Consider the following 11,672-nt stretch of genomic DNA (forward strand, 5'->3'; position numbering starts at 1 on the left):
TGCAGGCCTGGCTGGCAGCGGCGTTCCGGGCGATCTGCCTGTTCAACGCGGTGGGCCTGCTGCGGGCGAAGTTCCTGCGCCGCAGCGGCGAGATCGGCGTGCGCCGCGCGCTCGGCGCGAGCCGCCGCGCGATCTTCGCGCAGTGCCTGGTCGAAGCGGGGGTGATCGGCCTGCTGGGTGGCTTGCTGGGCTGGCTGCTCACGCTGGGCGGCCTGTGGCTGGTGCGCCAGCAACCGGTGGACTACGCCTACCTGGCGCACCTGGACACCCGCATGTTCCTGATCACCTTCGCGCTGGCGCTGGCAGCAAGCCTGCTGGCCGGACTGATACCCGCCCTGCGCGCCAGCCGCGTGGTCCCGGGTTGGCAACTCAAGGCGCTGTGAGGAGACCCGCCATGCAGATCCGCCCCATCCTCTCGGCCCTCCGTCGCCACCGGCTAGCCACCTTCCTCATCGCGCTGGAGATCGCGCTGGCCTGCGCGGTGTTGTGCAACGCCTGCTTCCTGGTCGTCCAGCGCTGGGAGCTGATCCAGACCCACAGCGGCGTGGACGAGCGCGCGCTGGCGTTGCTGATGGTCGACGGCTTCGAGCCGGAGCAGGCCGCCGACGTCAATGCGCGCATGCTCGCCGGCCTGCGCGCCATCCCCGGCGTGCAGTCGGCGACGCTGGTCAACCAGGTGCCGTTCGGCCCGCAACGGGGGGCGGCCGGTATCTCGCACGACAAGGGCAGCTTCAAGAACAAGATCGGTGTGGTGGACTTCGTGCTGGCCGGGCCGGGCACGTTCCAGGCGCTGGGTCTGAAGCTCGTCGCCGGCCGGTTGCCGCAGGCGGACGATTACCGTCCGGCCACCACGTTCGTCCCGGAGGATGCGCAGGTGCTGGTGAGCAGGTCCCTGGCCGAGCACGCGTGGCCCGGCGAGAGCCCGCTCGGCAAGGAGTTCTGGTGCGACAAGCTGCACTTCCGCGTGATGGGCGTGGTCGACCACCTGGCCCGGGCGCGCCCGCGGGACTGGGGCGCGCAGGCAGTGGAATGGACGGTGTTCACGCCCACCCTGCCGGGAGGCTCGCTGTCGGGCACCTACCTGCTGCGGGCCAGCCCGGCCGAGCTGCCGCGCGTGCTGCGGGACGCACGCAATGCGGTGGAAAAGATCGCGCCGGACGTGGTGCTGGACCAGGAGGACAGCCGGACCCTGAGCGACCTGCGCACCGACTACTTCAAGTCCGACCGCATCATGATCGACCTGCTGCTCGGGGTGATCGTGGTCATGCTCGGGGTCACCGCGCTCGGCATCGTGGGCCTGGCGAGCTTCTGGGTCGCGCAGCGTCGCAAGCAGATCGGCGTGCGACGCGCGCTGGGCGCTACGCGCGGCGACATCCTGGGCTATTTCCAGACCGAGAACTTCCTGATCGTCAGCTTCGGCATCGCGCTGGGCATGGTACTGGCCTATGGCCTGAACCTCGCGCTGATGACCCACTACGAGCTGCCGCGCTTGCCGCTCTACTACCTGCCGATCGGCGCGCTGGTTCTCTGGGGCCTGGGCCAGCTGGCCGTGCTGGCGCCGGCGTTGCGTGCCGCGGCGGTACCGCCGGTGGTGGCGACGCGCAGCGTGTGAGCTGGAGACCAGGCCCGAGAAAACCCCCGAGCGCGGCCTCCGCCCGACGCCCCCTTTGCCGAAAGCGCCGAGGCCGCCGGTGCCGGGTAAGGGCGGCGGGGAGGGAGGGGATGGCCCGGCCGAACCCGTTCGGGACCATGGACACGCTTTTCCGGCCGGCACCCATGCCTTCTGGCACGGGAGCAGCGCCCGCCCGATGCGACAATCAAGCCCTCACCACCGAAGGACGCCAACGATGAGACTGCGACCCCTGATCCTCTGCATGGGCCTGCTGGGCACCGCCCCGCTGGCCATGCCCGTGCTGGCCGCCGACAGTGCGGCGACCACGCATGCCGACGTGGCCACCCGCGTAAAGGCGCTCAATGCGCTGCTGGCCGAGCAGTGGCAGCACACGCTGAAGGACTCGCCCGAGTACGCCACCATCCTGGGCGACCTGCGCTACAACGACCGCTGGAGCGACTTCTCGCTCGAGCACACCGCGGCCGAACGCAAGGTCACCGAGAATTTCCTGCGCCGGTTCCAGGCGATCGACACCACCGGCTTTTCGGCAGAGGACAAGCTCAACCAGCAGCTGATGGTGCGCCAGCTCAAGGACAGCCTCACCAGCCTGGACTTCAAGCTCAACGAGATGCCGCTGGAACAGATGAGCGGCGTCCACCTGCAGCTGGCCGGGTTCGTCAGCTCGATTCCGTTCAACAACACCAAGGAATACGAGGACTACCTCGCCCGCCTGAAGGCGGTGCCGAAGCTGTTTGACCAGGTCACCGCCGTGGCCCGCAAGGGCATGGCCGACGGCATGATGCCGCCGAAGTACCTGCTCGAGCAGGTGGTCCAGCAGATCGCCAGCATCCAGAAGCCGGCCGGCATGGACAGCGTGTTCGCCGAACCGCTCAAGCATTTCCCCAAGACGGTGCCGGCCGCCGATCAGGCCCGGCTGAAGCAGGCGATCCTCGCCGCGATCGACCAGCAGGTCCGCCCCGCCTATGCCCGGCTCGGCCAGTTCGTGGCGAAGGACTACGCCCCGCATGGCCGCAGCCAGCCGGGTATCTGGCAGCTGCCCAACGGTGACGCGATCTATCGCTTCCTGGTCCGCCAGACCACCACCACCGACAAGACGCCGGCGCAGATCCACCAGATCGGCCTGGACGAGGTCGCCCGCATCGAGGGCGAAATGACCAAGGTGGCCAAGTCGCTGGGCTACGCCGACCTCAAGAGCATGCGCACCGCGCTGAAGACCGATCCAAAGGTGCACGCCAAGTCGCGCGAGGACATCCTGCAGCGCTACCGCGCCTACCTGGCGCAGATGAAGCCGGAATTGCCCAAGCTGTTCGGCCTGCTTCCCAAGACCGACGTGGTGGTGATGCCGGTCGAGCCCTTCCGCGAGAAGTCGGCCGCCGGTGCCGAGTACCACCAGGGCACGCCGGACGGCTCGCGGCCGGGCCAGATCTTCGTCAACACCGGCGACTTCGCCGACCGCAGCGTGCTGTCGATCGAGTCGACCGCCTATCACGAAGGCATCCCGGGCCACCACATGCAGATCTCGATCGCGCAGACGCTGCCCAAGCTGCCGCCGTTCCGCCAGCAGTCCGGCTACACCGCGTACGTGGAAGGCTGGGCGCTGTACGCCGAGCAGCTGGGCCGGGAGGTGGGCTTCTACAAGGACCCGCTGTCCTGGTACGGCCACCTTTCCGACGAGCTGCTGCGTGCCGACCGCCTGGTGCTGGATACCGGCGTGCACTACAAGCACTGGTCGCGCCAGCAGATGGTGGACTTCTTCCACGCCCATTCCAGCGAGGACGAGCCCAGCATCCAGGCGGAGACCGACCGCTACATCACCTGGCCGAGCCAGGCGCTGGCGTACAAGATGGGCCAGCTGAAGATCGTGGAGCTGCGCGAACGGGCGCGGAAGGCGCTGGGCGACAAGTTCGACCTGCGCGCCTTCCATGACGAGGTCCTGGGCGGCGGCGCGCTGCCGCTGGACGTGCTCGAGCAGCGCACCAACGCCTGGATCGCGGCACAACAGGCCAAGGCCTGAGCCGGCGCGCTCTCCCTCGGGGTGTCCGGGGGAGAGCGCCAGGCGGGAGGCCTGCGCCGCGATATTGGTGCATGCTTGCATCGCCCGCTGCCGGGCCCGGGGCTTCAGCCGGGCCCGGCCAGCGAAGAAAGTCGGCGGGCATGGCAACCTTTTGGCGTGGAAATGCATCCATGCCGGCATGTGCAGGAAAAAGATGCGTACCGTCCTGATCATTGACGACAACCCGGCGGTGGGCGAAGCCCTCTCGCTGCTGCTGTCGCTGCACGACATCCGCCCGCTGATCGCAGTGACGCCCCACGAAGGGCTGGCGACGCTGGACCGCGAACTGGTCGATGTGGTGATCCAGGACATGAACTTCACCGCCGACACCACCTCGGGCGAGGAGGGCGTGGCGCTGTTCCGCGCGATCCGCCAGCGCCACACCGACCTGCCGGTCATCCTGCTGACCGCCTGGACCCACCTGGAAACCGCGGTGGAGCTGGTCAAGGCGGGCGCGGCCGATTACGTGGCCAAACCCTGGGACGACACCAAGCTGTTGGCCACGGTCGAGAACCTGCTGGAACTTTCCGAATCCACCCGCGAGGTCAACCGCACCCGCCGCGAGCGCCGCCGGCGCCGCGAGGTGCTGCGCCAGACCTATGATCTGGACGGCCTGGTGTTCGCTTCCGACGCGATGGCCCAGACGCTCGAGCTCGCCTGCCAGGTGGCGCGCTCGCACGTCCCTGTGCTGATCACCGGGCCCAACGGTGCCGGCAAGGAGCGCATCGCCTGCATCGTGCATGCGAACTCGCCGGTGCGGAACGGCCCGTTCGTGGCGGTCAACTGCGGCGCGCTGCCGGGCGAGCTGATCGAGGCGGAGCTGTTCGGTGCCGATGCCGGCGCGTACACCGGCGCCAACAAGGCCCGCGAGGGCCGCTTCGAGCTGGCCGACGGCGGCACCCTGTTCCTGGACGAGATCGGCAACCTGCCCCTGCCGGGCCAGGTCAAGCTGCTGCGCGTGCTGGAGACCGGGCAGTTCGAGCGCCTGGGCTCGGGCCGCACGCGGCAGGTCAAGGTGCGCGTGCTGTCGGCCACCAACGCCGACCTCAAGGCGATGGTGCGTGCCGGCACCTTCCGCGAGGACCTGTACTACCGCCTCAATGTCATCGAGGTGAACCTGCCGCCCCTGGCCGAGCGCACCGACGACATCGTGCCGCTGGCCGAGTACTTCCTGGACGGCCGCGCCGAGCTCGGCGATGCCGCGCGCGAGGCGCTGGTGAGCTACCCGTGGCCCGGCAACGTGCGCGAGCTCAAGAACGCGATCGAGCGCGCCGCACTGCTCGCGACCGATGGCATCGTCACGCCGCAACTGCTCAATCTGCCGCAGCACACGCCCACGGTCGCGCGCAATCTCGACGAACCCAGCCGCGAGGCGGTCGAAACCGCGCTGCACCGGGCCGACGGCGTGGTCAGCCGCGCGGCGCAGTCGCTGGGGCTGTCGCGGCAGGCGCTGTACCGGCGGATGGAGCGCTACGGACTGGCAACCAGCTGACCCTCGCGCGGCACGACGCCGGAGGTGGCCCCAGCTCACCTGATGCGCCGTGCAGGGCTGCCCGGCTGAGAACCATCCTGCGGGGCCTGGACATGCATCGCGGCGGTTGCCGGTACGGAGTGGCCGCGGGATGATCGGCGCCATTCCCCCAAGGAGCAGGAACCATGCGTATCCGGACCGTCGTGCTCGCCTCCCTCCTGGCCGCTGCCGGGGCTCATGCCCAGTCGGTGCCATCTCCCGCCAGCCAGGCCAGCGACAGCTGGAGCGCCCCGGCACACGCTTCCACCGCGAGCTATCGCGCCGGCGCCGCGCTCCCGCATACCCAGGACCCGTCCTCCTCCCACTTCAGGTTCAAGGAGCGGCGCAGCCACATGCCACCTGCCAACGCGGCGCAGCAGCACTCGGGCAGTGCCGCGGTCGGCGCGATGGGCGACATGGACCGCAACGGCCGTCCGGCGGTCAGTTGCCCGCAGACCCCGATGGACCCCGCGTGCCACTGACGCCCGTGGCCCGGAGCCGGAGCCCCGCATGCAACTGAGATCGCTGCAGGCCCGGCTGACCGGCCTGCTGATGCTGGCCAGCCTCAGCGGGGCGCTGGTCTATGCCGGTCTTACCCAGTGGCCACTGCCACAACTGTTGACCTGGCTGCGCCACGACCCGCGGCTGGGGATGCACCTGCCCGCCTGGCCGGGCATCTCCGGCAGCCTGTTCGCGACGATGCTGGTGCTGTTGCCGCTGGCGTTCTGGCTGGGAGCGCAGGTGATGTCGCCGATCCGCCGCCTGCTGCGCGCGCTGGAAGGGGCGGTGGCAAGCTACCGCGACGGCGACTTCAGCTTCTCCATCGCCGCCGAGCGGCGCGACGAGCTGGGCGCGCTGATCCGCATGCACAACACGCTGGGCCAGACCCTGCGCGAGCAGCGCCAGCACCTAGTGCAGCGCGAGCTTCTGCTGGACACCGTGGTGCAGCACACGCCCGTGTCGCTGGTGCTGACCAACGCCCAGGGTCGCATCGCCTACGCCAACATCGCTGCGCGGCACCTGTTCAACGAAGGGCGCAGCATCAGCGGGCTGGACTTCGGCGAGGTGCTGGTCAACGTGCCCGAGGCACTGCGTCGCGCGGTCGAGACCGGCGAGGATGCGCTGCTGACCGTGCCGATGGACGGGATCGAGGAAACCTTCCACCTGTCGCAGCGCCTGTTCCGGCTGCAGGGGCGGCCGCACAAGCTGTATTCGTTCCGCCGCATGACCCGCGAACTATCGCGGCAGGAAGTGGCGACCTGGAAGCGGGTGATCCGCGTGATCAGCCACGAGCTCAACAACTCGCTCGCGCCGATTTCCTCGCTGGCCCACTCGGGCGCCGAACTGGCCCGGCGCGGCGACCTGGCGCGCCTGCCGGGTGTGTTCGCCACCATCGGCGAGCGCGCGCGTCACCTGCATGGCTTCATCGCCGGCTACGCGAGCTTCGCCAAGCTGCCGGCGCCGCAGCCGCAGGCGATCGACTGGCAGGCGTTCCTGGACAGCCTGGCGCTGCATTGCCGCTTCCGCCTGGCCGGGCCGGTGCCGGCCGAGCCGGGCTGGTTCGACAAGGCGCAGATCGAGCAGGTGCTGATCAACCTGATCAAGAACGCGCACGAGGCCGGCGGCGCGGAAGACGGGGTGACCCTGTCGCTCGCCCAGGTGGGGCACGACTGGCGCATCGAGGTGGCCGACCGCGGCCCGGGCATGAGCGAGACGGTGCTGGCGCAGGCGCTGCTGCCGTTCTATTCGACCAAGCGCGCCGGCACTGGCCTGGGACTCGCGCTCGCGCGCGAAATCAGCGAGGCGCACGGCGGGCGCATCACGCTGGCCAATCGCGAGGATGGCGGGCTGCGCGTGAGCCTGCTGCTGCCCATACGGCCTTGATGCGTCCTGCTCCTCCCCCTGCTTGCAGGGGGCGGTTGGGAGGGGGCAAGGCTCCTGCCTCCCATCCAGGGCACCCCTCCCCAATCCTCCCCTGCAAGCAGGGGAGGGAGTCCGCTTCTCACCTATACTCGTGGTCCAGCCACGGGAGGGGAATTCATGGGCAGCATCGTGATCGGCGTCGTCATCATCGTGCTGGCGATCATCGTGATCGCCAAGCTGGTACGGATCGTCCCGCAAGGCTACGAATGGACGGTGGAGACCTTCGGGCGCTACACCCGCACGCTGAGTCCCGGGCTGCATTTCCTGATCCCGTTCTACCAGGCCGTCGGCGCCCGGATGAACATGATGGAGCAGGTGCTGGACGTGCCCTCGCAGGACGTCATCACCAAGGACAACGCGGTAGTGCGCGTGGACGGCGTGGTGTTCTACCAGGTGCTGGACGCGGCCAAGGCCGCCTATGAGGTCGCCAACCTCGAGCAGGCCTCGCTCGCGCTGGTGATGACCAACATCCGCACGGTGCTGGGTTCGATGGACCTGGACGAGAGTCTGAGCAAGCGCGACACCATCAACGCACAGCTGCTGCGCGTGGTCGACGAGGCCACCCACCCGTGGGGCGTCAAGGTCAACCGCATCGAGATCAAGGACATTGCGCCCCCGCGCGACCTGGTCGATGCGATGGCCAAGCAGATGAAGGCCGAGCGCGAGAAGCGCTCGAACATCCTGGAGGCCGAGGGCTTCAAGCAGGCGGCGATCCTCAAGGCCGACGGCGAGAAGCAGAGCGCGATCCTGGCCGCCGAGGGCAAGAAGGAGGCGGCCTTCCGCGAGGCCGAGGCGCGCATCCGCCTGGCCGAGGCGGAGGCCGAGGCGACCCGGATGGTTTCCGAGGCGATCGCCAACGGCAACCTCAATGCGCTGAACTACTTCGTCGCCAACAAGTACGTCGAGGCGCTGAAGGAACTCGCGCATTCGCCCAACCAGAAGATGTTGTTGCTGCCGATGGAAGCCACCGGCGTGCTCGGATCGCTGGCAGGCATCGCGGAACTGGCCAAGGAGGCGCTGTCGCAACAGGGCGCCGCCAGGGCGGTGCCGCCGCCGCGCTGAGGCGGCGAGCGAGACGCCTTCCCCGGGCGCCGCCAGCGCTCATCTTCCTTCCGCAACGGAGTCCCGCATGTTCGCCACCCTCGCAACCCATCACCTGTGGTGGCTGCTGGCCCTGCTGCTGATCGGGCTGGAGGTCGCCCTGCCGGGCTATTTCCTGCTGTGGATCGGCATCGGCGCCGCCGCCACCGGCGTGCTGGCCTGGCTGCTGCCGGGCCTTTCGCTGCTGGCGCAGGCGATCGCCTTCGCGGTCATGGCCTTCCTCGCCTGCGCGGTCTACGCCTGGATGCTGCGCCCGAAGCTCAGGCGGACCGAGTCCACCGGCGAGCGGCTCAACCGCCGTGGGGCGCAGATGGTCGGCCGTCGCTATGTGCTGGTCGAGCCGATCGTCAACGGTCGCGGCAAGGCCCGCGTCGGCGATGGCGAGTGGCTGGTGGCCGGGCCGGACCTGCCGCTGGGCGCCACGGTCGAGGTGGTGAAGGTCGACGGCAACACGCTGCAGGTGCGTCCGGCCGCATGAACGACCTGATCCGTGGCGCGGCCAACGCTGCGCTGGAAACCCGCATCGCTTTCATCGTCGAGCTGGCGCGCCGGCTGCACCAGTACGGCACGACCGCGGCGCGACTGGAAATCGCCATCGCCGGCGCGGCGCAGCGGCTGGCTCTGGTGGCCGAGGTCTGGTCCAGCCCTACCGCGATCATCATCTCGTTCGCCGACGTGAGCGGGGGCGAGGAAGGCCTGGCGCAGGTGACGCAGGTGATGCGCCTCCCGCCGGGCGACGTGAACCTGGCACGGATGTGCGAGGCCGATGCGATCGCCGACCGCGCGATCGCCGGTGAACTCGACCTGCGCGAAGGCTTCCGCCTGTTGCGCGCGCTGGGCCAGCCGGAGACGCGCTGGGCGCGGGCGGGCGTGGTCGGCAGCTATGGCCTGTCGGCCGCGAGCATGGAGGCACTGTTCCTGCACAGTTCCTGGGCCGACCTGGTGGTGGCCGGTGCGATCGGCCTGGTGATCGGCCTGATCACCATCCTCGCGGCGATCCGGCCGCGGCTGGCGGTGGCGTCCGACGCGATCAGCGCGATGGTGGCAACCGCCGGCGCGATCCTGGTCAGTGCGTTCGTGGTGCCGCTGGCGATCAAGTCGGTGGTGCTCGCCTCGCTGATCGTGCTGGTACCGGGCATGTCGCTGACCACGGCGGTGCGGGAGATCTCCAGCCAGCACCTGGTCTCCGGCGTCGCGCGCATGGGCGGCGCGATCGCGACGCTGCTCAAGCTCACCTTCGGCACGGTCGCCGCCAGCCAGCTGTGCGCGGCCTTCGGGGTCACGGCCCGCAACTACGTGCTGCCGCCGTTGCCTCACTGGATGGACTGGCCTTCGCTGCTGATGGGGGCGATCGGTTTCGCGATCCTGTTCCGCGCGGCCTGGCGCGACTGGCCGGTGGTCGCCGGCGCGGTCGGCGTGGGCTACCTGGCCACCCGCTGGGGCGGCCTGCTTTCGCAGGCCATCCCCGGGGCCCCGGTCGGCGTGTTCCTGGGCGGCCTGCTGCTCGGTGCCATGGCCAACCTGTACGCGCGGTTCCTGCATCGCCCCGGGGCGGTGGTCCGCGAGCCGGGCATCATCCTGCTGGTGCCGGGCAGCGTCGGTTTCCGCAGCGTCTCCTACCTGTTCGAGCGGGACACGACGCTCGGCATGGACAGCTTCATCCTGCTGCTGACCCTGCTGATTTCGCTGGTGGCCGGATTGCTGTTCGGCGACCTGCTGGTCTCGCCGCGCCGCTCGCTCTGAGCCGGGCCCTTCGGGCACCGCTGGAATCCGCCAGGGCAAGCGCCCTCTCCCCGCGTGGGCTGGGCGAGCCGGGTCCCGGACCACGTCCCGCCGTTTTCAGGCCTCGATCCCGTCGCCGGCCTCGCCGCCACCTTCCTGCTGCAGCTCCCTGAGCAACTGGAAGATTTCCCGATACGCCCGCGGCGGCTTGTTCGCCGTGCGCTCGCTGCGCGCCTGGCGGATCAGCGAACGCAGGTGCTGGCGGTCGATGGCGGGGTGTTCGGCGATCAGCGTGGCGGCCGCCTCGTCGTCCTCGAGCAGGCGGTCGCGCAGCGCTTCCAGGCGGTGCATCGCCGCCGTCTCCTGGCGCTGGCGCTCGCGGTTCTCGCCGAGTTCGGCGCGCACGCTGTCGAAGACCGCGTCCTCATGGCGGCGCATCTTCTTGGCCAGGAACGCCAACTGGCGCTTGCGCGCGATGTGCGAGGTGATCCGGCGCACGTTGGCGATCTCGTCGCGCACGTCCTCGGGCAGGTCGAGCCTGGCCAGGCGGCTGGGCGGCAGTTCGACCAGCTGGTTGGCGAGCGCGAGCACGGCCAGGGCCTCGCGGCGCTGCTGCGTGCGGCTGGGACCGTAGTCCTGCTCGTCGAGTTCGGTCTGGTTGCGGCTGCGGCTGGGACTCACGGGCGCTCCTCGGCATCAGGGGCTTGCGCGGCGGAGGATTCCAGCGCGAAGCGGGGAACAGGTCGGCCATCGACCAGGACGGTTTCGCCGAACATGCCGACCGGACGCACCCACAGCCCGTGCCCGCCGTAGAGTGCGCGGTACACGACCAGCTCCTCGAGCGTCTCGCTGTGGCGGGCGGTACCCAGCACCTGGTAGCACTGGCCCTTGTAGTGGCGGTAGATGCCGGCGACCGGTGGCATGCGCGCTCCGTTTGCACGTTACTTTTGATTCGGCGCTGGCGACCCCATGTCCGGAAGTCGTGCGGTTTTTTCGCCGCCCATTCTACCTGCCTGAAGGAAAGCCCCGTGAGCGCAGTCGTCTTGTCCGCCGACACCAGCCATCAGGAACTCGACCGCCTGGCCGAGCTCGCCGAGGACGTGATCCGCCGCGCGCGTGCCGCCGGCGCCAGCGCGGCCGAAGTGGCGGCGAGCGTCGACAGCGGGCTCAGCGTGAACGTGCGCCTCGGTGAGGTCGAGACGGTCGAGCACACCCGCGACCGCGGTTTCGGGCTGACTGTGTACTTTGGCCAGCGCAAGGGCACGGCGAGCACGGCCGACCTCAATCCGGCATCGGTGCAGGCGACGATCGACCAGGCCTGCGCGATTGCGCGCTACACCGAAGCCGATCCGGCCGCCGGGCTCGCCGATGCGGCGCGGATGGCGACCCGCTTCCCCGACCTCGACCTGTGGCATCCCTGGCCGATCGACACGGCGGCGGCGATCGAACTGGGCCAGCAGGTCGAGGCCGCCGGGCGCGCCCACGCCGGCATCACCAATTCCGACGGCGCCGCCGTGCAGGCGGGGCAGACCCTGTCGGTGTACGCCAATTCGCATGGCTTCGTCGGCCGCGAGCGCGCCACGCGCCATGCACTCTCGCTGTCGCTGATCGCCGGCGAGGGCGAGCGCATGCAGCGCGACTACTGGTACGACGCCGTGCGCGACCCCGATGACTTCATGAGCGCGCGGGCGCTGGGCGACAAGGCCGCCGAGCGCACCCTGGCGCGGCTC

12 protein-coding genes are annotated in these 11,672 nt (G+C 69.8%); 10 read left to right on the forward strand and 2 right to left on the reverse strand.

Features of this window, described 5'->3' with window-relative positions:
• The 9 genes from VFH59_RS14720 to VFH59_RS14760 form a co-directional block, all read left to right on the forward strand.
• The coding region (locus tag VFH59_RS14720) for an ABC transporter permease (RefSeq protein ID WP_325165660.1) at positions 1–383 on the forward strand (383 nt) is incomplete at its 5' end.
• 11 nt (positions 384–394) lie between these two features.
• Entirely contained in the window at positions 395–1,612 is a 1,218-nt protein-coding gene (locus tag VFH59_RS14725) for an ABC transporter permease (protein WP_325165661.1), read from the forward strand.
• 235 nt (positions 1,613–1,847) lie between these two features.
• Positions 1,848–3,647 carry a DUF885 domain-containing protein gene (locus VFH59_RS14730; RefSeq protein ID WP_325165662.1) on the forward strand — a complete coding sequence of 600 codons (1,800 nt, stop codon included), beginning with the start codon at positions 1,848–1,850 and terminating at the stop codon, positions 3,645–3,647.
• A 193-nt stretch (positions 3,648–3,840) separates the two neighbouring features.
• Positions 3,841–5,178, forward strand: coding sequence for a sigma-54 dependent transcriptional regulator (locus VFH59_RS14735; RefSeq protein WP_325165663.1), 1,338 nt, complete (start codon positions 3,841–3,843; stop codon positions 5,176–5,178).
• Positions 5,179–5,342: 164 nt separating this feature from the next.
• Positions 5,343–5,678 (forward strand): hypothetical protein, encoded by a 336-nt coding sequence (locus VFH59_RS14740; protein ID WP_325165664.1) that lies wholly within the window; start codon positions 5,343–5,345, stop codon positions 5,676–5,678.
• Between the two features lie 28 nt (positions 5,679–5,706).
• Positions 5,707–7,080 (forward strand): sensor histidine kinase, encoded by a 1,374-nt coding sequence (locus VFH59_RS14745; RefSeq protein ID WP_325165665.1) that lies wholly within the window; start codon positions 5,707–5,709, stop codon positions 7,078–7,080.
• A gap of 156 nt (positions 7,081–7,236) precedes the next feature.
• Positions 7,237–8,181, forward strand: coding sequence for an SPFH domain-containing protein (locus VFH59_RS14750; protein ID WP_325165666.1), 945 nt, complete (start codon positions 7,237–7,239; stop codon positions 8,179–8,181).
• 67 nt (positions 8,182–8,248) lie between these two features.
• A complete protein-coding gene (locus VFH59_RS14755) occupies positions 8,249–8,698 on the forward strand; it encodes an NfeD family protein (RefSeq protein WP_325165667.1) in 450 nt (149 codons plus the stop codon).
• Positions 8,695–9,963 carry a threonine/serine ThrE exporter family protein gene (locus VFH59_RS14760; protein WP_325165668.1) on the forward strand — a complete coding sequence of 423 codons (1,269 nt, stop codon included), beginning with the start codon at positions 8,695–8,697 and terminating at the stop codon, positions 9,961–9,963. The genes VFH59_RS14755 and VFH59_RS14760 overlap by 4 nt, the downstream gene beginning before the upstream one ends.
• A 96-nt stretch (positions 9,964–10,059) precedes the next feature.
• Here VFH59_RS14760 and yjgA read toward each other — a convergent pair whose 3' ends face one another.
• Together yjgA and VFH59_RS14770 are read right to left on the reverse strand one after the other, a co-directional pair.
• On the reverse strand, positions 10,060–10,623 hold the full coding sequence (gene yjgA, locus VFH59_RS14765) for a ribosome biogenesis factor YjgA (RefSeq protein ID WP_325165669.1): 564 nt from the start codon (positions 10,621–10,623) through the stop codon (positions 10,060–10,062).
• Positions 10,620–10,865 carry a DUF1653 domain-containing protein gene (locus tag VFH59_RS14770; RefSeq protein WP_325165670.1) on the reverse strand — a complete coding sequence of 82 codons (246 nt, stop codon included), beginning with the start codon at positions 10,863–10,865 and terminating at the stop codon, positions 10,620–10,622. The genes yjgA and VFH59_RS14770 overlap by 4 nt, the downstream gene beginning before the upstream one ends.
• A gap of 105 nt (positions 10,866–10,970) precedes the next feature.
• On the opposite strand from VFH59_RS14770, the gene VFH59_RS14775 reads away from it, so the two are divergent.
• Positions 10,971–11,672, forward strand: a 702-nt coding sequence (locus VFH59_RS14775; RefSeq protein WP_325165671.1) for a PmbA/TldA family metallopeptidase, incomplete at its 3' end; no start/stop codon positions are given.

The sequence above is a fragment of the Frateuria sp. genome (assembly GCF_035695185.1).
Lineage (GTDB): Bacteria > Pseudomonadota > Gammaproteobacteria > Xanthomonadales > Rhodanobacteraceae > Frateuria_A.

Coding starts and splice junctions, on each gene's coding strand:
- VFH59_RS14725 (WP_325165661.1), top strand. CDS start 395: ATGCAGATCCGCCCCATCCTCTCGGCCCTCCGTCGCCACCGGCTAGCC.
- VFH59_RS14730 (WP_325165662.1), top strand. CDS start 1,848: ATGAGACTGCGACCCCTGATCCTCTGCATGGGCCTGCTGGGCACCGCC.
- VFH59_RS14735 (WP_325165663.1), top strand. CDS start 3,841: ATGCGTACCGTCCTGATCATTGACGACAACCCGGCGGTGGGCGAAGCC.
- VFH59_RS14740 (WP_325165664.1), top strand. CDS start 5,343: ATGCGTATCCGGACCGTCGTGCTCGCCTCCCTCCTGGCCGCTGCCGGG.
- VFH59_RS14745 (WP_325165665.1), top strand. CDS start 5,707: ATGCAACTGAGATCGCTGCAGGCCCGGCTGACCGGCCTGCTGATGCTG.
- VFH59_RS14750 (WP_325165666.1), top strand. CDS start 7,237: ATGGGCAGCATCGTGATCGGCGTCGTCATCATCGTGCTGGCGATCATC.
- VFH59_RS14755 (WP_325165667.1), top strand. CDS start 8,249: ATGTTCGCCACCCTCGCAACCCATCACCTGTGGTGGCTGCTGGCCCTG.
- VFH59_RS14760 (WP_325165668.1), top strand. CDS start 8,695: ATGAACGACCTGATCCGTGGCGCGGCCAACGCTGCGCTGGAAACCCGC.
- VFH59_RS14770 (WP_325165670.1), bottom strand. CDS start 10,865: ATGCCACCGGTCGCCGGCATCTACCGCCACTACAAGGGCCAGTGCTAC.